18 protein-coding genes are annotated in these 19895 nt (G+C 65.8%); 9 read left to right on the top strand and 9 right to left on the bottom strand.

The window, feature by feature from the left end:
* Positions 1-17: 17 nt before the first annotated feature.
* From pstC to QC821_RS06090, 6 genes are all read left to right on the top strand, one after another.
* Complete coding sequence (gene pstC / locus QC821_RS06115; protein WP_309718393.1) at positions 18-1388, top strand: phosphate ABC transporter permease subunit PstC; 1371 nt, start codon at positions 18-20, stop codon at positions 1386-1388.
* Between the two features lie 15 nt (positions 1389-1403).
* Complete coding sequence (gene pstA, locus QC821_RS06110) at positions 1404-2762, top strand: phosphate ABC transporter permease PstA (protein WP_309718390.1); 1359 nt, start codon at positions 1404-1406, stop codon at positions 2760-2762.
* Positions 2763-2795: 33 nt separating this feature from the next.
* Positions 2796-3593, top strand: a complete 798-nt coding sequence (gene pstB, locus QC821_RS06105; RefSeq protein ID WP_309719093.1) for a phosphate ABC transporter ATP-binding protein PstB — start codon at positions 2796-2798, stop codon at positions 3591-3593.
* 117 nt (positions 3594-3710) lie between these two features.
* The gene (locus QC821_RS06100; protein ID WP_309718387.1) at positions 3711-4748 is read left to right on the top strand and encodes an ArsJ-associated glyceraldehyde-3-phosphate dehydrogenase; all 1038 of its coding nucleotides are present in this window, start codon (positions 3711-3713) and stop codon (positions 4746-4748) included.
* Positions 4749-4752: 4 nt separating this feature from the next.
* A complete protein-coding gene (gene arsJ / locus QC821_RS06095) occupies positions 4753-5985 on the top strand; it encodes an organoarsenical effux MFS transporter ArsJ (protein WP_309719090.1) in 1233 nt (410 codons plus the stop codon).
* A gap of 299 nt (positions 5986-6284) precedes the next feature.
* Positions 6285-6629 (top strand): metalloregulator ArsR/SmtB family transcription factor, encoded by a 345-nt coding sequence (locus QC821_RS06090; RefSeq protein ID WP_309718385.1) that lies wholly within the window; start codon positions 6285-6287, stop codon positions 6627-6629.
* A gap of 2 nt (positions 6630-6631) precedes the next feature.
* Here QC821_RS06090 and QC821_RS06085 read toward each other — a convergent pair whose 3' ends face one another.
* The 4 genes from QC821_RS06085 to QC821_RS06070 all read right to left on the bottom strand — a co-directional run bounded on the left by QC821_RS06085 (position 6632) and on the right by QC821_RS06070 (position 11379).
* Positions 6632-7597: an arsenic resistance protein gene (locus QC821_RS06085; RefSeq protein ID WP_309718383.1), complete on the bottom strand. Its 966-nt coding sequence runs from the start codon at positions 7595-7597 to the stop codon at positions 6632-6634.
* Between the two features lie 18 nt (positions 7598-7615).
* The gene (locus QC821_RS06080; RefSeq protein WP_309718380.1) at positions 7616-8848 is read right to left on the bottom strand and encodes a DUF3422 domain-containing protein; all 1233 of its coding nucleotides are present in this window, start codon (positions 8846-8848) and stop codon (positions 7616-7618) included.
* A 95-nt stretch (positions 8849-8943) separates the two neighbouring features.
* Positions 8944-10035 carry an ACR3 family arsenite efflux transporter gene (arsB, locus tag QC821_RS06075; RefSeq protein WP_309718377.1) on the bottom strand — a complete coding sequence of 364 codons (1092 nt, stop codon included), beginning with the start codon at positions 10033-10035 and terminating at the stop codon, positions 8944-8946.
* Positions 10036-10191: 156 nt separating this feature from the next.
* Positions 10192-11379 (bottom strand): thiolase family protein, encoded by a 1188-nt coding sequence (locus QC821_RS06070; protein ID WP_309718375.1) that lies wholly within the window; start codon positions 11377-11379, stop codon positions 10192-10194.
* 90 nt (positions 11380-11469) lie between these two features.
* Between QC821_RS06070 and QC821_RS06065 the strand changes: the two genes are divergently transcribed.
* Entirely contained in the window at positions 11470-12048 is a 579-nt protein-coding gene (locus tag QC821_RS06065; protein WP_309718373.1) for a TetR/AcrR family transcriptional regulator, read from the top strand.
* Between the two features lie 148 nt (positions 12049-12196).
* Positions 12197-14002, top strand: a complete 1806-nt coding sequence (locus QC821_RS06060) for an acyl-CoA dehydrogenase C-terminal domain-containing protein (protein ID WP_309718370.1) — start codon at positions 12197-12199, stop codon at positions 14000-14002.
* Between the two features lie 86 nt (positions 14003-14088).
* Here the strand turns inward: QC821_RS06060 and QC821_RS06055 are convergent, their stop codons facing one another.
* The 5 genes from QC821_RS06055 to QC821_RS06035 form a co-directional block, all read right to left on the bottom strand.
* The gene (locus QC821_RS06055) at positions 14089-14889 is read right to left on the bottom strand and encodes a DODA-type extradiol aromatic ring-opening family dioxygenase (RefSeq protein ID WP_309718367.1); all 801 of its coding nucleotides are present in this window, start codon (positions 14887-14889) and stop codon (positions 14089-14091) included.
* Between the two features lie 135 nt (positions 14890-15024).
* Positions 15025-15945: a metal ABC transporter permease gene (locus QC821_RS06050; RefSeq protein WP_309718364.1), complete on the bottom strand. Its 921-nt coding sequence runs from the start codon at positions 15943-15945 to the stop codon at positions 15025-15027.
* Positions 15942-17168: a metal ABC transporter permease gene (locus tag QC821_RS06045; protein WP_095619613.1), complete on the bottom strand. Its 1227-nt coding sequence runs from the start codon at positions 17166-17168 to the stop codon at positions 15942-15944. Before QC821_RS06045 ends, QC821_RS06050 begins: the two co-directional genes overlap by 4 nt.
* Positions 17169-17171: 3 nt before the next feature.
* Entirely contained in the window at positions 17172-17969 is a 798-nt protein-coding gene (locus QC821_RS06040) for a metal ABC transporter ATP-binding protein (RefSeq protein WP_309718358.1), read from the bottom strand.
* Positions 17966-18949, bottom strand: a complete 984-nt coding sequence (locus QC821_RS06035) for a metal ABC transporter solute-binding protein, Zn/Mn family (protein WP_309718355.1) — start codon at positions 18947-18949, stop codon at positions 17966-17968. Before QC821_RS06035 ends, QC821_RS06040 begins: the two co-directional genes overlap by 4 nt.
* Positions 18950-19396: 447 nt before the next feature.
* On the opposite strand from QC821_RS06035, the gene QC821_RS06030 reads away from it, so the two are divergent.
* The gene (locus QC821_RS06030) at positions 19397-19816 is read left to right on the top strand and encodes a YbaN family protein (protein WP_309718352.1); all 420 of its coding nucleotides are present in this window, start codon (positions 19397-19399) and stop codon (positions 19814-19816) included.
* Positions 19817-19895: the final 79 nt, after the last annotated feature.

Below are 19895 nucleotides of genomic sequence, written 5' to 3'. Positions count from 1 at the left end.
AATAGCGTGGAGACACGATGAACAATCTTGCCCTGATGGCAGGCGTGCTGGTGGTCATGGCCCTGGCCTATCAGCTCGGCTTGACGCGTAGCAAGGCCGTGGTCGGCGACGGTCAGCGGCTGCACTCGCGTCCCGGATACTATGGACTACTGGTGGCCCTGTGGTGTGGGCTGCCGGCGCTGTTGCTATTGCTGCTGTGGGGGGTATTCGGCAGCGATATCGTGCAGTTCCTGGTCGTTCAGCAACTGCCCGCCGAGACCGCGGCGTTCAGTGACCGGGAAATGGTGTTGCAGATGCGCCGTATTGGGGCCTTGGCCGCCGGCAATAATATTAACGACCCGCAGCAGTTCGAGTTGGCTGCTGCCGCTCAGCAGGCGCGGCTTGAGACCATCGGGCGCCTGACCGTGCTAGCCAGCATGGCGGTAGCGGCAGTGCTTGGGCTAGTGGTGTCGAGGCGTCAGATCACGCCGCATATGCGAGCCAGAAACCATATTGAGCGTGTGATCATGGTCGCCCTGGCGTTGAGCTCCGGCGTGGCGATCTTGACGACGATCGGTATTGTGCTTTCGATGATTGGTGAGGCGGTGAATTTTTTCCGTTTCATCAGTCCCGCCGACTTTTTCTTCGGCACCACCTGGAATCCTCGCTTCAGCACCTCGGGCGATACCGGACAGGGCGAATTCGGCCTGTTGCCGTTATTGTGGGGCACCCTGATGGTGAGCAGCATCGCGCTGCTGGTGGCTATTCCGTTGGGACTGATGACGGCCATCTACATGGCTGAATATGCACCGCCATCGCTGCGCAATGTAGCAAAACCGGTCATCGAAGTGCTGGCCGGCATTCCAACCATCGTCTATGGCTTCTTCGCGTTAATAGTGATTGGTCCCTTCTTGTCGGGGCTCGGCGAGGTAGTGGGAATCAGTATTCGTACCACCAGCGCGCTCACTGCCGGCTTGGTGATGGGCATCATGATCATCCCATTCGTCTCGTCTCTCTCGGACGACATCATCACCCAGGTGCCCAAGGCGCTGCGCGACGGTGCGCTGGGGCTGGGTGCCACCAAGTCCGAAACCATTCGCCAGGTGGTCCTGCCGGCGGCACTGCCGGGGATCGTCGGCGCGTTCCTGCTGGCTGCAAGCCGGGCCATCGGCGAGACCATGATTGTGGTGCTGGCAGCAGGGAATAACCCGGTACTGCACGCCAATCCGTTCGAGGCGGTCTCGACCATTACCGTGACCATCGTCAATCAACTGACCGGCGACATGGACTTCGCCAGCCCGCAGTCGTTGGTCGCCTTTGCGCTCGGCTTGACGCTATTCGTGATCACGCTGGGCCTGAACGTCATCGCGCTGCTGATCGTGCGTCGCTACCGTCAGCAATATGAATAATCGGCAGGGGGCATCTTGAATACCATTACTCAAGCGTCGCGCAGAGAGCGTCTTGCCACTATCGAACGGTCGCTGGCATCACGACATCGTCGGGAAAAGCGGTTTCGTCGCTTGGGCCTGGCTGCTGTGGTAACCGGCATGGTGTTGGTGTTGATTCTGTTCGCCAGCATATTGATGCGCGGATTGCCGGCATTCTGGCAAGCGAGTTTTCATCTCGATATCCATTTCGACCCTGAAATAGTCGATGTGTCAGAACGGCCTAGCCGCGAAGCCGGCGAGAGTGAGGCCGATTTCCGAGAGCGTGATCTCATCTGGTTGAGCGAAGTGGGGCGGGTCAATTGGCAGCAATTGATCGATAATGCCCTGGAAGAAGCGCTGGGTGAAGAGATCGAACCTCGACAGGCGCGTGATCTCCGGGCGTTGGTCACCTCAGCCGAGCGACGCATTCTGCGTGATCGATTCATCGAGGACCAGTCAATGCTTGGCGAGACGCATACCATCAAGCTATTGGCCAGTGCTAATGTCGATGTCTGGCTCAAGGGTAATATCGATCGTGATCTGCCGGATAGCCAGCAGCAATTGAGTGCCCAGACCCGCGAGTGGGCGGACCGGCTTTATGCCGAAGGTGTGATCACAAATGCGTTCAGCACGGCGCTGTTCCTGAATACCGATTCGCGCAGCTCACCGGCATCGGCGGGTCTGGCCGGCGCCTTCATGGGCTCACTGTTCATGATGCTGATCGTGATGGTGCTGTCGGTTCCGATAGGGGTTGCAAGCGCCATCTACCTCGAGGAGTTCGCCCCCAAGAACCGCCTGACCGACCTGATTGAGATCAATATCAACAACCTGGCGGCGGTGCCCTCAATCGTCTTTGGTCTACTTGGGGCGGCGATATTTATCGGCTACCTGCGCCTGCCACTCTCAGCGCCACTGGTGGGCGGCCTGGTCCTGACGCTGATGACCCTACCGACCATCATCATCGCCACCCGCGCCTCGCTGCGCTCGATCCCCAACTCGATTCGCCAGGCGGCGCTCGGCATAGGTGCATCACGGGTGCAGACGGTGTTCCACCACGTACTGCCGCTGGCACTCCCCGGGATTCTGACCGGCTCGATACTCGGTGTGGCACAGGCCCTGGGGGAGACGGCGCCGCTGCTGCTGATCGGCATGAATGCCTTCGTGTCCAACATTCCCAGCAGCCCCATCGATCAAGCATCGGCGCTGCCGGTACAGATCTACCTGTGGCAGGGCAATGAACTGCGCAATTTCTTCGAAGCGCGGACTTCAGCGGCCATTATCGTGCTGTTGGCGCTGATGCTGAGCCTCAACGCGCTGGCCATCTGGCTGCGCAAAAAATTCGAGACGAGGTGGTAAATGACGACTGCAACGGTGGCCGTTCCCACGGCAATGCACAAGAGCGAAGCGTCCGGTGAGCCGCGCCAGCAGGGCCAGGTCAAGATGAGCACCCGAGGTGTCAAGGTGTTCTACGGTGACAATCAGGCGCTGCATGGTATCGACCTCGATATCACCGAGAACGAAGTGATCGCCTTTATCGGTCCCTCTGGCTGTGGTAAATCGACGTTCCTGCGCTGTCTCAATCGCATGAACGACACCATCCCCGGCTGTCGCATCGAGGGCGATGTGATCCTCGATGGCAACGACATCTACGCCCCATCGCTCGATGTCGTACTGCTGCGGGCTCAGGTCGGGATCGTGTTCCAAAAGCCCAACCCCTTCCCCAAGTCGATCTACGAGAACATCGCCTATGGGCCGCGCCTGCATGGACTGGCCAGCAGACGTGCCGAACTCGACGAAATCGTCGAGCATAGTCTGCGGCGTGCCGGCTTATGGGATGAGGTCAAGGATCGGCTTGATCAGCCGGGTACCAGCTTGTCGGGCGGCCAGCAGCAGCGCCTGTGTATTGCCCGAACTATCGCCATCAGTCCGGAAGTGATCTTGATGGATGAGCCATGCTCGGCCCTGGACCCTATAGCGACGGCCAAGATCGAACAATTGATCGATGAGCTGAGCGCCAGTTACACCATCGCCATGGTCACACACAATATGCAGCAGGCGGCACGAGTAGCGCACAAGACGGCGTTCTTCCATATGGGGGACATGGTCGAGGTCGGCGATACCGATACGATTTTCACCAACCCCAAGGACCAGCGTACACACGATTATATCACCGGCCGCTTTGGCTAACGCGCCGCCAGGCAGGGGAGGCGCTATGCCTCCCTGTTAATCGCAACTGTCATGATACCTTCATGCTGGGCTAGTATATATGATATTTCATATATGTCAGTTGGCGGAGTACATCCTATGAGCAAGTCAGTCAGTATCGGTATCAATGGCTTCGGACGTATCGGCCGCCTGGCCCTGCGCAGCCTGTGGGCCAGCGTCGAGGCCGGCGCGGTGGAGATCGCGGGCATCAACGACCCGGGCGGTGACGCCGCTACCTTCGCCCATCTGCTCGAATTCGACTCGGTACACGGCCACTGGTCGCCGGGGCAGGGCATCGTGGCGCAGCAGGATGCCATCGTCATCGACGGCCGACGCATCGCCTTCAGCGCCCATCGCGAGCTGAGTGACAGCAACTGGTCAGCCTGCCAGGTGGCCATCGAGTGCTCCGGCAAGATGAAGACCCAGGAAAAACTCAACGCCTATCTCGAGCAGGGCGTCGAGCGGGTGGTGGTCAGCGCCCCGGTCAAGGATGCGGGCGTGCTCAACCTGGTGGTCGGCGTCAACGACGACCTCTACGACCCGGACCAGCACCGCATCGTCACCGCGGCCAGCTGCACCACCAACTGCCTGGCGCCGGTGGTCAAGGTAATCCACGAGACCTACGGCATCCGCCACGGCTCGATGACCACGGTGCACGACATCACCAACACCCAGACCATTCTCGATGCCCCACACAAGGATCTTCGTCGGGCGCGAGCCTGCGGCATGAGCCTGATTCCCACCACCACCGGTTCGGCCAAGGCGATCACCGCGATCTTCCCCGAGCTCGAGGGCAAGCTCAACGGCCACGCGGTACGCGTGCCGCTGGCCAACGCCTCGCTCACCGACATGGTCTTCGAGCTCGAGCGCGAGGTCTCGGTCGCAGAGGTCAATGCCGCGCTCGAGGCCGCGGCAGAAGGGCCGCTGGCTGGCATACTCGGCTACGAGGAGCGACCGCTGGTCTCCATCGACTACCGCAGCGACCCGCGCAGTTCGATCATCGACGCGCTCTCGACCATGGTCATCAACGGCACCCAGCTCAAGCTCTACGCTTGGTACGACAATGAGTGGGGCTATGCCAACCGTACCGCCGAGCTGGCGATGAAGGTCGGCGGCGTGCAGGTGACCCGTGGCTGAAGCGATGTCGCTGCTGGCGAGGGTCAGGCAGCTGCCCTTCGAGGTGCGCCAGTACCTGCTGATCACCGGCAACTACTGGGCCTTCACCCTCACCGACGGCGCGCTGCGCATGCTGGTGGTGCTCTACTTCAGCCAGCTGGGCTACTCGCCGCTGGAAGTGGCCATGCTGTTCCTGTTCTACGAGGCGTTCGGCGTGGTCACCAACCTGGTGGGCGGCTGGCTCGGCGCGCGGCTGGGGCTCAACCGCACCATGAACGTCGGGCTCGGCCTGCAGATCGTCGCCCTGGCGATGCTGCTGGTGCCGGCCGGCATGCTCACGGTGGTATGGGTGATGGCCGCCCAGGCGCTGTCGGGGATTGCCAAGGACCTCAACAAGATGAGCGCCAAGAGCGCGGTCAAGGTGCTGGTGCCCAAGGAGAGCGCCAGCGCCGGCAGCGCGCTCTACCGCTGGGTGGCGATGCTCACCGGCTCCAAGAATGCCCTCAAGGGGCTGGGGTTCTTTCTCGGCGGGCTGCTGCTGACGTTGGTTGGCTTTCAGGGCGCGGTGCTGGCCATGGCGTTGATGCTCAGCGGGGTGCTGGGGCTGTCGCTGTGGCGGCTGCGCGCCGACCTCGGCCGTCAGAAGGCCAAGCCCAAGTTCTCCGAGGTGTTCTCCAAGTCGCGGGCGGTCAATGTGCTGTCGGCAGCGCGGCTGTGCCTGTTCGCCTCCCGTGATGTGTGGTTCGTGGTGGCGCTGCCGGTGTTCCTCTACGACCAGCACGGCTGGAGCCAGTGGACCGTGGGCGGGCTGCTGGCGCTGTGGGTGATCGGCTACGGTGGGGTGCAGACCCAGGCGCCCAGGCTGACCCGGCTGATGAGCGGCGAGGCGCGGCTGATCACTGCCGGCTGGGCCGCGGCCCTGGCGCTGCTTGGCGTGGCCCTGGCACTGCTGCCGCTGACCGCGGTGGGCTGGCTAGTGGCGGGGTTGCTGGCCTTTGGGGTACTGTTTGCCATCAACTCCAGCTGGCACAGCTATCTGATCGTGCACTATGCGCGTGCCGACGGCGTGTCGATGGACGTCGGCTTCTACTATATGGCCAATGCCATGGGCCGGCTGATCGGCACGCTGCTCTCCGGCTGGCTATACATGGCCCACGGCCTCAGCGCCTGCCTGTGGGTAGCGGCGGCGCTGGTCGCCGCCAGCGCCTTGATGGCCCTGGCGCTGCCGCGCCAGGCCGATACCGCGGTCGCCGATTAGGGTAGGGTTACCGCAGCGAGGGACGCCGGGGACAGGTCGAAGAGTAGGTTTGCGCCATGGGTGAGGAGCACTGCTCTGAACGGGCTGGCCATGGATGGCCAGCACTGGTCCTGCAAGCGGAGCAGGATGCGAGAGCGCAGCAGGGCGCAAGGTAGCGCCCAGTGAAGGGTTTACAGCGCCTCCTCGCAGGCCTGTCGACGGATCAGTTCCGAGCGGTGCTGCCTATCTGCGATAGCCCTGCCGATCAGGACCATCAAGTTGAATGCGTCAATATCATAGAAATAATCAAGAGAGGCCCCGTGCAACCGCTACGCCTGTTCAAATGCCTGGCCGACGACACCCGTCTGATGCTGATGCTGCTGATCCGCGAGGAGGGCGAGCTGTGCGTGTGCGAGATGACCCACGTGCTCGAGGAGTCGCAGCCCAAGGTGTCGCGGCACCTGGCCCAGCTGCGCGGCTGTGGCCTGGTGGTCGACCGGCGCGACGGCCAGTGGGTCTACTACCGGCTGGCGCCGACGCTGCCGTCCTGGGCGCTGGACGTCCTGAGCGCCGCCGCCGCGGGCGACCAGCAGCGCCTTGAGGCGCGATTGGCGCGGCTGGCGGCGATGGGCAACCGCCCCGAGCGACGCGCGGCGCTGTGCTGAGGCTAGGCTTCGGTCGGTGAAGGAATCAGCCGCCCCGGCACCCAGCGCAGATAGGCGACCATGCCGAACAGCTCGACCAGCGACTGGAAGACGATCACCACCACGGCGGCCTGCCACGCCTCGGGCAGGGCCAGGGCAATGGGCAGTACCACGAAGGAGTTGCGGGTGCCGAAGCTGAAGGTCAGGGTACGTGTCGCCCCCGGGGCCAGGCCGAACCCACGTCCCAGCAGCTTGCCGAGCAGGGCGGCGAACAGCAGGTAGGCGATAAAGATCGCCAGCACCTGCAGCAGGATGCTGCTCAGGCCACCTAGGCCTGTCACCTGAGAGGCGGCGATCGCCAGCACCACTAGCGCCAACAACGGGACCGGCAGCGCGCCGAGCCCCTCTACCAGGCGCTTGGCACCGGCCCGGCGTTTGGCCAGGCGCTCGGTCAGCCAGGCCAGGGTCAGCGGGGTGAGGATAAGGCCGGCGAAGGCGCCGAGCAGCTGGGTGCTGAGCACCATTTGGAACCACCCCGGACCGAGAAATAGCCACAGGTAGGCGGGTAGCGAGACGATCTGCCCCAATAGCAGTAGTGGTGCTGCGGCAAGGGCGCGACCCGCGTCACCCTTGCCGAGGTGGGTGAAACTGATGAACCAGTCGGTACAGGGCACCAACAGCACCAGCAGGATGCCTGCCTGCACCGCCGGTGATAGCGGCAGCAGGCTTGTGGCCACGCCCACCAGCAGCGGAATTAGCACGAAGTTACCCAGCAGCAGCGCGGCCATAAAGCGCCAATCCCTTACACCACGGCGAACCTGCAGCAGTGGGATCTGTGTAAAGGTGGCATACAGCAGCGTACCGAGCAGTGGCCACAGCAGTAGCTCGAGCATCGCCGCCAGTGACGGTTGCCACAGCCCCAGTGCCAACCCGGCCAGGATGAAGGCAAGGTAGATCCAGGCCTGGTGGCGCTCCATTCGCTCGCGCATCAACACTCGCCTTAGCGGTCAGTGATTCTTGACGCGCTGTATGCGCCAGGCCAGCAGGCCGATGATCCCCACCCCCAAGGGGGCCAGCACCGCAGCGGCGACGATCGGCTCGATGACCATCCCCAGGGCATCGAGGCTTTGCAGCCCCAGCTTGAACAGGCTGAAGAGGTAGTAGCTGATGACGATGATCGACAGCCCTTCGACCGCCTTCTGGATCTTTAACTGACTGCTGGTGCGCTCATTGAGGCTGTGCAGGATCGCGGAGTTCTGCTCCTCGATCTCGACCTGCGCGCGGGTCCGCAGCAGATCGTTGAGTCGCGCCACGCTTTGGGCCAGGTCTTGCTGGCGCTGGTTGATCGCGGCGCAGTAGTGCACCGTCGGCCGGAAGCGCCTCAGGATGAAGGTTCCCAGGCGTGGACGGTCGCCCAAGCGCTCCTCGCGCAGCTCCTCGATGCGTGTGAAGACGATCCGCGCATAGGCCTCGGTGGCGCTGAAGCGCTGCCGCGAGCGGGCGCCGCTATGCTCGAGGCGTGCCGAGAGCGCGGAGATCGCCGCCAGCAGCGGCCGGTAGCTGGTCTCCTTGTCCTCGGTATTACGCTGCGAGAGTGCGCCGAGCTCGAGCTCGTAATCGTGCAGCTCGAGGCTCATCTGCTTGGCCACCGGCAGGGCCAGCGACGCCATCATGCGATAGGTCTCGATCTCCAGCAGTCGTCGGGTCATGCGCCCAAGGCGGAAGGCATTCAGGCCGCGGTTGATCAGCAGTAGCCGGTTCACGCCTGCCGCGGTGAGTCGGAAATCGCTCCACACGGTGGCCCCGCCATCGCCTAGGCTCGAGCCGGCGGGGTCGCGGAAGCCGTAGGCCTCGGCGTCGCCGCCCCAGGTGGCTTCGGCCTCGACCAGGATCAGGCTGGCATTGATCAGCGCCCGGCTGTGCTTGGCGACGATGTCGGCGAGCAGCGGCGGGGGTGATGGCCACTGCTCGCCGCGCTCGGGTCGCGGGACCAGCAGCGTGAGGGTGAAAAACTCGGTATGGCGCTCCCATTTCAGGGTCTGGTCGCCGAGATCGAGAATCTCCTGGGCGGCCTCGATGTCGGGGGTCTTGCCTGCCACCTCGGCGATCCGCTCGAGAATGTCCGCGGCGATGCCGTCCTCGTCGAGAAAGGCGTAGTGGTGGAGATGCGCCGGATCCTCGAAGTAGATCGAGGGCCGGGCGTGGAGCTCATTGTGCAGTCGGGCGCGTTGCGGGTGCATGTCGGGGCCAGGCAAGGGAACGTCTACCGAGACTAGAAGCTGTTGTCGCCCGGGCCAAGTGCGGTGGTTCAACGTGTCGAACGGAGGGCCTGGCTTCAGGTCTGTGCGGCGCGGGTGTCGGCCGTCGGGAAGTGGTGTCGGGTCTTGTTGGCGATGCGCACCAGGGCCAGCATCAGCGGCACCTCCACCAGCACGCCTACCACCGTGGCCAGCGCCGCCCCCGACTGCAGCCCGAACAGCGCGATGGCCGCCGCCACGGCCAGCTCGAAGAAGTTGCTGGCGCCGATCATCGCCCCAGGGGCGGCCACGTTGTGGGGCACCTTCCACGCCTTGGCCCAGCCGTAGGCAATGAAGAAGATCAGCACGGTCTGGATGATCAGCGGGATGGCGATGAGCACGATATGCAGCGGGTTGGCGATGATCACGTCGCCCTGGAAGGCGAACAGCAGCACCAGGGTGATAATTAATCCCACCGGCGTCACTGGGCCAATACGTTTCATAAAGACGCTGTCGAACCACTCGCTGCCGCGCCGCTTGATCAGCGCCTGGCGGGTCAGGTAGCCGGCCGTCAGCGGGATGACGATATACAGCACCACCGACAGAATGACCGTGTCCCAGGGCACCTGGATATTCGATATGCCGAGCAGGAAGACCACGATGGGAGCGAAGGCGAACAGCATGATCAGGTCGTTGACCGCCACCTGCACCAGGGTATAGGCGGCGTCGCCTCGGGTCAGGTAGCTCCAGACGAAGACCATGGCGGTACACGGCGCGGCGCCCAGCAGGATGGCGCCGGCCAGGTACTCACTGGCGCGCTCCGCGGGGATCAGCGGGGCGAATACCACCATCAGGAAGAACCAGGCGATGGCGAACATGCTGAACGGCTTGATCAGCCAGTTCACCGAGGTGGTGATGACCAGTCCCTTGGGCTGGCGGCGCACGCCGAGGACCGAGGTGAAGTCGATCTGCAGCATCATGGGAAAGATCATCGCCCAGATCAGTATCGCCACCGGAATGGAGACCTGTGCAACCTCGAAGCGCGACAGCGCCTCGGGAATGGCGGGGGCGAACTGGCCGAGCAGGATGCCGGCGACGATGGCAAGTGCCACCCACAGCGAAAGGAAGCGCTCGAACAGGCCCATGCCTTCGGAGACGCTGGGTGCTTGGGTGTCCTGGTGTGCGCTCATGGCCTGGCTCCTGGCGGAGAAACGATGCCGCCATGATATGCGCAATACCATATATGCTCAAGCGTATATAAGGCGTCCATCGCATGGGCGAGGGGCAAGGTGGGAGAGCGGAACGGGCGCCCTCGGAGGAGGGCGCCGCGGGTAGTCAGGAAGGGGTTAGTCGGCCAGCTCCACGGCGATGGCGGTAGCCTCGCCGCCGCCGATGCACAGGCTGGCAACGCCGCGCTTGCCGCCGGTGACGCGCAGGGCGTTGATCAGGGTGGCGATGATTCGCGAGCCGGTAGAACCCACCGGGTGGCCCTGGGCGCAGGCGCCGCCGAAGATGTTGACCTTGGCGTGAGGGATCTCGAGGTCGTCCATGGCCATCAGGGTGACCACGGCGAAGGCCTCGTTGACCTCGAACAGGTCGACGTCCTCCACCGTCCAGTCGAGGCGTTCGAGCAGCGCGGCGATGGCGCCCACCGGGGCGATGGTGAACTCGCTGGGATGGCGCGAAAAAGTGCTGTGACCGAGCACTCGGGCAATCGGCGTCAGGCCGTGGGCCTGGGCCGCGGCGCGGCTGGCGACGATCACCGCCGAGGCGCCGTCGGAGATCGAGCTGGCGTTGGCGGCGGTGATGGTGCCGTCCTTGGCAAACGCCGGGCGCATGCTGCGGATCTTGTCGAGCTTGGCCTGGAACGGCTGCTCGTCGTGCGCCACCAGCGTCTCGCCGCTGCGCGAGGTGACCGTCACCGGGGCCATTTCGGCGGTCAGGTGGCCGGCCTCATGGGCGGCCATGGCGCGCTCCAGCGAGGCGATGGCGAAGTCGTCCATGCGCTCGCGGCCGTAGCCGCGCTGGTCGGCGACCTGCTGGGCGAAGGCGCCCATCAGCTGGCCGGTCTCGGCGTCCTCGAGGCCGTCGTGGAACATATGGTCCTTGAGCTCGCCGTGGCCCAGGCGATAGCCGCTGCGCGCCTTGGTCAGGAGATGCGGGGCGTTGGACATCGACTCCATGCCGCCGGCCAGGATCAGCTCTCCGCTGCCGGCGCGGATCAGGTCGTGAGCCAGCATCACGGCCTTCATGCCCGAGCCACACAGCTTGTTGATGGTGGTGGCACCGATCTGGTCGGGAATCCCGGCCTGGCGCATCGCCTGGCGCGCCGGGCCCTGCTTGACCCCGCCGGGCAGCACGCAGCCGAGAAAGCCCTCGTCGATCTCGTCGGGTTCGATGCCGGCACGCTCGATGGCGGCACGGATCGCCACCGCGGCGAGTTCGGGAGCGGTGAGGCTCGACAGGCTGCCCAGCATGCCGCCCATCGGGGTGCGGGCGGCGGAAAGAATCACGATATCGTTGGATGCTGCCATGGAGGTCTCCTCGAAGGCGGTGACAATTGACCCGTCGTGCGGGGCTATGCTTTGCTCCAGCATAACCAAGCAAGCGCTAGTGTAAATGCGATGAATGTAGCGACCGACTCGCCCCGCCGCCAGCAGCTGATCCAAATCGCCGCGCGGCTGTTCATGCAGCAAGGCTTCGACCGCACCACGGTGCGCATGCTGGCCGAGGAGATGGGCATCAAGTCGGGCAGCCTGTTCCACCACTTCGCCGACAAGCAGGAGATTCTCTGTGCGGTGATCGAGGAGAGTACCCGTAACGCCCTGGTCAGCGCCCGCCGGGCCATGGCCGAAGCCGCGCCGACGCCCCGTGCGCGGCTGGTGGCGCTGGCCCGGGTTCACCTCGAGACCCTGCACGACGATCGCCATGCCCACGGCGTGGCGCTCTATGAGTGGCGGCGCCTCAACGACGAGGACCGCGAGCACCTCACCCACCTGCGTGACGCCTACGAGGCGCTATGGCATCAGGTCATCGTCGACGCCCGCGAGGTGGGGCTGGTACACGGCGACCCGGCGACCGTCACCCGCTTCGCCCTGGGCGCGCTTAACTGGACGGCGCGCTGGTACGACCCCGAGGGGCCGATGAACACTGCCCAGCTGGCGGATGAGCTGGCCAACATGGTGCTCAGCCCCGCCTCCTGACCCCGCCGGGGCGAGTCCCGACTACCACCAAGGTGGTAGGCCAATCATCAAACGAACGCTTGACTCCGAGTGGCTCGGGCGCTAATTTCAAACGCATGTTTGAAAGCGCCGCCGGTGCTTTCTGCGCCCGACGTGAGGAGATTGCAAGATGCCCGACTATCAGGCCCCGCTGCGCGACCTGCGCTTCGTGATGGACGAGATGTTCGACTTCCCCAGCCACTACGCTGCGCTGCCGGGAGGCGACGACGCCTCGCCGGACGTGGTCGCGGCGATCCTCGAGGAGGGCGCGCGTTTCTCCCGCGAGGTGCTGCTGCCGCTCAACCAGAGCGGCGACCGAGAGGGCTGCCTGCTGGAGGGCGGCGACGTCAAGGCGCCCAAGGGCTTCAAGCAGGCCTACCAGCAGTACGTCGAAGGCGGTTGGCCGAGCCTCTCCGCCGAGCCCGAGTTCGGCGGCCAGGGGTTGCCGCACTCGCTGGGCATGGTGCTCTCCGAGATGATCTGCGCCACCAACCTGGCCTGGGGCATGTACCCGGGGCTCTCCCACGGCGCCGCCGATGCGCTGCGCCACCACGGCAGCGATGCGCAGAAGGCCACCTACCTGACCAAGCTGGTCGAGGGCGTGTGGACCGGCACCATGTGCCTTACCGAGCCGCACTGCGGTACCGACCTGGGGCTGATCAAGACCCGCGCGGTGCCCACCGATGACGGCGGCTATGAGATTACCGGCACCAAGATCTTCATCTCCGCCGGCGACCACGACCTGGCCGAGAATATCGTCCACCTGGTGCTGGCCAAGCTGCCCGATGCCCCGGAGGGTTCCAAGGGCATCTCGCTGTTCGTGGTACCGAAGTATCTACCCAACGAGGCGGGCGAGCCCGGTGAACGCAACGGCGTGGTGTGCGGCTCGCTGGAGCACAAGATGGGCATCCACGGCAACGCCACCTGCGTGATGAACTTCGACGCCGCCAAGGGCTACCTGGTCGGCGCGCCCAACAAGGGCCTGGCGTGCATGTTCACGATGATGAACGTGGCGCGTATCGGGGTCGGCATCCAGGGCCTGGGCCTGATCGAGGCGAGCTTCCAGAATTCACTTGGCTATGCCCGCGACCGCCTGCAGATGCGCGCGCTGTCCGGCCCCAAGGCGCCGGAGAAGGCCGCCGACCCGATCATTGTCCACCCCGACGTGCGGCGCATGCTGCTGACCCAGAAGGCCTTCGCCGAAGGCGGCCGGATGCTGGTGCTGTACACCGCGCAGATGGTCGACGTGGTCGAGCACGGCCAGGACGCCGCCGAACGCGAGCGCGCCGAGATCCTGCTGGGCCTGTTGACCCCGATCGTCAAGGCGTTCCTCACCGAGGTCGGCTTCGAGGCCACCAACGAGGGCGTGCAGGTGTTCGGCGGCCACGGCTTCATCCAGGAGTGGGGCATGGAGCAGCTGGTACGCGATGCGCGTATCACCCGCCTCTACGAGGGCACCACCGGCATCCAGGCCCTCGACCTGCTGGGCCGCAAGGTGCTGATGAGCCAGGGTGAGACGCTCAAGGTGTTCACCAAGGAGATCCACAAGTTCTGCCAGGCCGAAGCCGATAACCCGGCGCTGGCCGAATTCATCAAGCCGCTGGCCAAGCTCAACGCCGAGTGGGGCGAGCTGACCATGGGCGTGGGCATGAAGGCGATGCAGGACCGCGAGGAAGTCGGTGCCGCCAGCGTCGACTACCTGATGTACTCGGGCTACGTGACCCTCGCCTACCTGTTCGCCCGCGCCGCCAAGCAGGCCAGCGCTGCCCAGGATGGCGACGAGGGCGCCTTCTACCGGACCAAGCTCGACACCGCGCGCTTCTACTATCAGCGCCTGCTGCCGCGCACCCGCGCCCATGCCGCCATGGTGCAGGCCGGCGCCGGCTCGCTGATGGCGATCTCCGCCGACGACTTCGGCCTGGGCTTCGAGATCTAACCGGCTACGCGATTGTCTCTCTCGGTCAGGCGCTCTGACTGAACCGCTTGAGGCGGCCCGCTAGGGCCGCCTTTTTTTGGTTTTCCTCAGGCGCTAGCCGACCACTGATCTGCCAGTGCCTGACTGGCCAGGGTCAGCATGCTGAGGTTGCCGAAGCTGAAGCTCTGGTGCAGCGCGCGTAGCGGCTCGCCCTGCATGGCGCCGACCACCATCAGCAGCGGCAGGAAGTGCTCGGGGCTGGGGTGGGCATGGAGCGCGGCGGGCGCCTGGCGCTGCCAGTCGGCGAGGGCCGCCAGGTCGCCGCGCTCGGCCACCTCGCTGGCCCAGTCGTGAAAGGCCAGCGCCCAGGCGTCCGGCGGCGAGCCCTCCGGCCGGCGGTCGCCGAGGTTGTGGGTGGCCGCGCCGGAGCCGATCAGCCACAGTCCGTGGGTATCCGCGAACTCGCCGAGCCGGCGCGCGACCTCAAGCTGCTGCTGGGCGGTCATGGCCATGGGCACGCTGACCGGCAGCAGTGGCACCTCGGCCTCGGGCCAGACCAGCGACAGCGGCGACCAGATGCCGTGGTCGAGGGGGCGCTCGGGGTCGAGGCTGGCCGCGATGCCGTGGCCCTGCAGGGTGTCTGCCAGCTGCCGCGCGGTGTCGGGCATGCCCGGGGCCGGGTAGCGCATCCGGTAGAGCGAGTCGGGAAAGCCGTAGAAGTCGTGCAGGGTGGCCGGCGCCGCGGCGCTGCCGAGGGTCACCCCGGGCGTCTCGAAGTGGGCCGAGATGACCAGCGCGCCCCGCGGACGCGGCAGCCGCGGGCCGAGCGCGACGAGGAAGGCCCTCGCCGGGTGGTCGCTGATGACCAGCGATGGGGAACCGTGGGAGATAAACAGTGACTGGACCATGTCGGCCTCCGGTGCAGTAGGGCAAACCAGACAGCCAGGCTACGCGGATGGCGGCGCCGCGACAGCCGGTGAACGGCAAATGCACCATTCGCCATCCGGCAATGCTGGGCAGCGATGGCCAGGGCCGGGGGTGGCTCAGGCGCGGGCGGCGGCGTCGCGCTGGCGATAGGGGCCGAACAGGCAGGCCAGCAGCAGGATCAGTCCCGATACCGTCGCGATCATGCCCGCGGCGCTCAGCGACATGTCGAGGCCGAACCAGCCCGGGCCGTAGCCGGCCAGCACATAGCCGAGCAGCGCCGAGATGAGTGCCAGGACCTGGCTCCAGGCGATCTGCTGGCCGAGGTGGTTGGTCAGCAGCCGGGCGCTGGCAGCGGGGCAGATGAACATGGCGATGACGATGATCGAGCCGGCGGCCTCGAAGGCGGCAATCGCGGTGATGGCCACCATCACTACCAGCAGCAGGTCGACGACGGCCGGGCGCGCCTTGATGCTGGCAGCGAACTCGGCGTCGAAGCTGCCGATCACCAGCGCACGCCGGAACACGATCAGGAACACTACCACCAGCAGCGCCACCCAGCTGACCCGCGCCAGCTGCGGGGGCAGGTCGGCCAGCGCCTGGCGGTCGAACAGCGAGTGCCAGCCGAGGCCCTCGAACCAGATCAGGCTCTCGAGGTTGCCGTACAGGGCGTGCTCGACGTCGAGGTGCACGCCGCTGGCGCCGTGCCACTCGAGCATCAGTACGCCGAGGGCGAAGATTGCCGTGAACGCCACGCCCATCGCCGCGCTGGCCTCGACCTGACCCAGCCGCTTGATCAGTTCGATCATCACCACCGTGATCAGCGCCGCGACCCCGGCACCGATCATCATCGCCGAGGCGGCCAGCGTGCCCGTGATCAGGAAGCTGGCGACGATGCCGGGCAGCGCCACGTGGCTGATGGCGTCGCCGATCAGGCTCTGGCGGCGCAGTACCAGGAAGTTGCCGAGCAGCGCACAGCTCATGCAGGTGATGGCGGCAATGGTCATCGGCACCAGGCTGAGCATCACGAAATCGCTCATTGCACGCTCCCGGGGATGCGCTGCAGGTCGCTCTCCAGGGTGATCACCGTGTCCGGCGGCAGGGCGCTGTTGATCGGCACCAGCCCCTGGTGGTCGAGCTGGGCGGCTTCATCAGGGTAGCGGTTGCGGTATAGCGCCCACAGCCGCTCCTCGTGCTCGGCATCGCGGGCCGCGCTCGCGCCGAGCGGTGTGGCCACGCCGTCGCGACGGATATAGCCGCGGCGGCGCAGCACGCGCAGCGTCAGGTCGTCGTAGATGGCGTCGTCGCGGGCCAGCGCCAGCAGCCCCTGGCGCAGGTGCACGCGGCGCTTGAAGCGCTGGTGGGCGGCCAGGGTGGCGACGATGCCGCGCCGCGGCGAGAACAGCAGCGACACGGCGAACAGCAGGAAGGCGGCCAGCACGATCAGCGGCCCGGTGGGCAGCCCGCTGCGCACGCTCGACAGGGTCACGCCGAGATAGCCGGCCAGGGCGCCGCACAGCGCGGCGATGGCCACCATGCGCAGCGGTCGATCGGTCCAGAAGCGGCCGGTCACCGGGGGAATGATGGTCAGCGCGACGATCAGGATCAAGCCGGTGACCTTGAGGCCGATGACCACTACTGCCAGCAGCAGCATCAGCATGATGAGATCGATGTGCCGAGCGTTGAGGCCGCGGGTGGTGGCGTAGTCGGCGTCGAAGCACACCAGCAGGAAGGCGCGGCGCATGACGAACACCGCGACCAGCAGCAGCAGCGCGCAGGCGGTGATCAGGGTGGCCTCCGAGGCCAGCATGCCGGCGGTGGCGCCGACCAGGTAGCCGGTCAGGCCGGCCTGGCCGCCGACGTTCATTGACTGAATGGCGGTGATCAGCACCACGCCGAAGCCGAACAGCGTCGAGAGGATGGCGCCGATGGCAGCGTCCTCGCCGAGCCGGGTGCGGTCGCGAATGGTCTGCACCGCCCACAGGCCGAAGGCGGCACTCGCCGCAGCGCCGATCAGCAGCCCCGGCAACCAGCGGCCGTCGCCCCACAGCGTGGCCATCAGGATGAAGGCCAGGGTCAGGCCGGGCAGGGTGGCGTGGCTGACTGCGTCGCTGACCAGCGAGCGCTTGCGCAGCAGGATGAAGCTGCCGATCATGCCGGCGCTGGCGCCGAGGATCATGGCGCCCAGCGTCACCAGGCTGGTGTTGTAGCCGGCGCCGAAGAGCAGCGCGCGGCCCCAGGGTTCGAGCCAGGTGGTCAGCATGGGTCAGGCTCGCTGGGTGAGATGGGCAGCAGGGCAGATGATGCGCGCCAGCTGGACGTCGCTCAAGCGGCCGCCGTAGGCTTCCTGCAGCGCCGCGGAGGTGAACGCCTGATCCACCCGGCCGGCGGCCACGCGGCGCACGTTGATCAGCAGCACGTGGTCGAAGTAGTCGCGCACCGTGGCCAGGTCATGGTGCACGCAGAGCAGCGTCTTGCCGCGTGCCTTGAGGCTCTTCAGCACCTCGACGATGGCTTTTTCCGTGGCCGCGTCGACCCCGGCGAAGGGTTCGTCGAGAATCATCAGCTCGGCGTCCTGGACCAGTGCCCGGGCCAGGAACACGCGCTGCTGCTGGCCACCGGAGAGCTGGCCGATCTGGCGCTCGGCGAACGCCTCCATGCCGACCCGCGACAGGCTCTGCATGGCCTGCTCTCGGTGGCGGCGACGCGTCAGCTGCCACCAGCGCAGGTCGCGATAGAGCCCCATCATCACCACGTCGAGCACGGTGGCCGGGAAGTCCCAGTCGACGCTCGAGCGCTGCGGCACATAGGCCACGTGGCGCGACTGCTCGGCGTAGGGCTTGCCGAACACCCGCACGTCGCCGGACAGGCGCCGGGTGATGCCCAGCGCGGCCTTGAGCAGCGTCGACTTGCCAGCGCCGTTGGGGCCGATGATCGCGGTCATGCTGCCCGGCGGGGTGACGAAATCCACCGAGTAGACCGCCGGCTTGCGGCCATAGCTGACGGTCAGGCCGTGCACAGCCAGCGGGCTGGCGGCAATCTCCGGGTCCAGGGCGGCGTTCACCTGGCGTCCTCGTTGTCTGCGTTGGCCTGAGCGAGCCTGCCGAGTCGGCCGGCGGCGGGGGCCTCGCCGCCCAGGGCGCGGGCGATCACGGTCATGTTGTGGTCGAGCATGCCCAGGTAGCTGCCTTCGTAGCTGCCGGGCGGGCCCATGGCATCTGAGTAGAGCTCGCCGCCGATACGCACCTGATGGTCCCGCGCGGCAGCGCCTTCGACCAGGGCGCGGACGTTGCGTTCGGACACCGAGGACTCGACGAAGATGGCGCCGATGCGGCGCTCGACCAGCATCGCGACCAGCTCCTCGATGCGCGACAGGCCGGCCTCGCTCTCGGTGGAGAAGCCCTGGATACCCAGCACCTCGAAGTCGTAGGCGTCGCCGAAATAGCCGAAGGCATCGTGGGCGGTGACCAGTACCCGCGTGTCCTCGGGCACGCTGGCGAGTATTTCGCGAGCGTAGTCGTCGAGGGCGCTTAGTTCCTGCTTGAAGGCGTCGGCGTTGGCGGCGAAATCGTCGGCGTGCTCGGGGGCCAGTTCGCTGAGGGTGACCTCGATGGCGTCCACCGCGTGCTGCCAGCGGTTGGGGTCCATCCATACATGCGGGTCGGGCTGGTCGGGGCTCTCGTCATCGGCACGACGCTGCTCGGCGGGCACCGCCTCGGCGACCGCGACCACCGGCTTGCGCGAGGCCAGACGGGCGAGAAATCCGTCGAGCTGGGCTTCGAGATAGAGGCCGTTCCAGAACACCGCGTCGGCACGGGTCATGGCCGAGATATCACTGCGCGTCTGGCGATAGAGGTGCGGGTCGACACCCGGCCCCATCAGGCCGCGAACCTCGACGTGCTCGCCGGCCACCTGGCGTACGCTGTCGGCGATCATGCCGGTGGTGGCAACCACATGGGGGCGGGCGTCCTCCTCGGCGGCCGCCGGTAGCGCCATCAGGCTCGCCAGCAGAGTGGTGATAAACAACCGTGTCTTGGCACGCATTCGGAATCCTTTAATCTGCTGCTGATCGACGACCACCTGTTCAAGCCGAACTTACGCTACACTTTTTTCTAAGAGATGCTAATTGAACCAGGCTAGGCGCCTGATAGGGGCTAGGCATTTCAAAATGCTCGACGTTCGCGCTTCAATGATAGCAGTTACAAGACTGTGACCCGAGCGCTGCCCGGCGGAAGCAGGGTGATCGCAACTGCCTCTAAACCAAGGACGCCGGGGACAGGCCGAAGAGGAGGTTTGCGCCATGGGTGAGGAGCACTGCTCCGAACGGGCTAGCCATGGATGGCGCAGCACCGGTCCTGCAAGCGAAGCAGGATGCGAGAGCGCTGCAGGGCGCAAGATAGCGCCCAGGGATGGGTTCACAGCGCCTCCTCGCAGGGCTGTCGCCGGATCAGTTCCGAGCCTATCTGCAGTAGCCCTGCGGGAGGAGAGTGAGTGACACTGCCGACAAGCATGGACGCCCCCGCCGGAGGGCTGCGCACACTGCGCAATGCGCTGTATCTGGTGCTTGCCTGGTGCAGTTTTGCGTTGGGCGTGATCGGCGTGTTCGTGCCGCTGATGCCGACCACCTGCTTCATGCTGCTGGCGGTATGGGCCGCCTCGCGCGGCTCGCCGCGTTTTGCCCAGTGGATCCGTGAGCATCCGCGCTTCGGCCCCTCGGTGGTGGCCTGGGAGTGTGAGCGGGCGATCCCGCGGCGTGCCAAGGGCATTGCCGTGGTGATGCTGGCTTTCTCGGTCGTGGTACTGCTGCTGACGGTGCCCAGCCCGATCATCAAGCTAACGCTGGTCGCCGGGCTCGGCCTGCTGGCGCTGTGGATAGTGACCCGCCCGGCGCCGGGGCACCTCTCGCCATAGGCGGGGCGGCTGAAGTCCCTCGCGCATCGTCATCGGGAAGTCTGACGATGCTTTGAGTCTGACAACCGCTGGGCCGTAC

Origin of the sequence: Franzmannia qiaohouensis (assembly GCF_031451695.1) — a bacterium.
GTDB lineage: Bacteria > Pseudomonadota > Gammaproteobacteria > Pseudomonadales > Halomonadaceae > Franzmannia > Franzmannia qiaohouensis.
This window is presented reverse-complemented; position numbering and strand designations above follow the sequence as displayed.

What these genes read in the sequence shown, in the direction of transcription:
- pstC (WP_309718393.1), top strand. Translation starts at nt 18, where the DNA reads ATGAACAATCTTGCCCTGATGGCAGGCGTGCTGGTGGTCATGGCCCTG.
- pstB (WP_309719093.1), top strand. Translation starts at nt 2,796, where the DNA reads ATGCACAAGAGCGAAGCGTCCGGTGAGCCGCGCCAGCAGGGCCAGGTC.
- QC821_RS06100 (WP_309718387.1), top strand. Translation starts at nt 3,711, where the DNA reads ATGAGCAAGTCAGTCAGTATCGGTATCAATGGCTTCGGACGTATCGGC.
- arsJ (WP_309719090.1), top strand. Translation starts at nt 4,753, where the DNA reads ATGTCGCTGCTGGCGAGGGTCAGGCAGCTGCCCTTCGAGGTGCGCCAG.
- QC821_RS06085 (WP_309718383.1), bottom strand. Translation starts at nt 7,597, where the DNA reads ATGCGCGAGCGAATGGAGCGCCACCAGGCCTGGATCTACCTTGCCTTC.
- QC821_RS06080 (WP_309718380.1), bottom strand. Translation starts at nt 8,848, where the DNA reads ATGCACCCGCAACGCGCCCGACTGCACAATGAGCTCCACGCCCGGCCC.
- arsB (WP_309718377.1), bottom strand. Translation starts at nt 10,035, where the DNA reads ATGAGCGCACACCAGGACACCCAAGCACCCAGCGTCTCCGAAGGCATG.
- QC821_RS06070 (WP_309718375.1), bottom strand. Translation starts at nt 11,379, where the DNA reads ATGGCAGCATCCAACGATATCGTGATTCTTTCCGCCGCCCGCACCCCG.
- QC821_RS06065 (WP_309718373.1), top strand. Translation starts at nt 11,470, where the DNA reads ATGAATGTAGCGACCGACTCGCCCCGCCGCCAGCAGCTGATCCAAATC.
- QC821_RS06060 (WP_309718370.1), top strand. Translation starts at nt 12,197, where the DNA reads ATGCCCGACTATCAGGCCCCGCTGCGCGACCTGCGCTTCGTGATGGAC.
- QC821_RS06055 (WP_309718367.1), bottom strand. Translation starts at nt 14,889, where the DNA reads ATGGTCCAGTCACTGTTTATCTCCCACGGTTCCCCATCGCTGGTCATC.
- QC821_RS06050 (WP_309718364.1), bottom strand. Translation starts at nt 15,945, where the DNA reads ATGAGCGATTTCGTGATGCTCAGCCTGGTGCCGATGACCATTGCCGCC.
- QC821_RS06045 (WP_095619613.1), bottom strand. Translation starts at nt 17,168, where the DNA reads ATGCTGACCACCTGGCTCGAACCCTGGGGCCGCGCGCTGCTCTTCGGC.
- QC821_RS06035 (WP_309718355.1), bottom strand. Translation starts at nt 18,949, where the DNA reads ATGCGTGCCAAGACACGGTTGTTTATCACCACTCTGCTGGCGAGCCTG.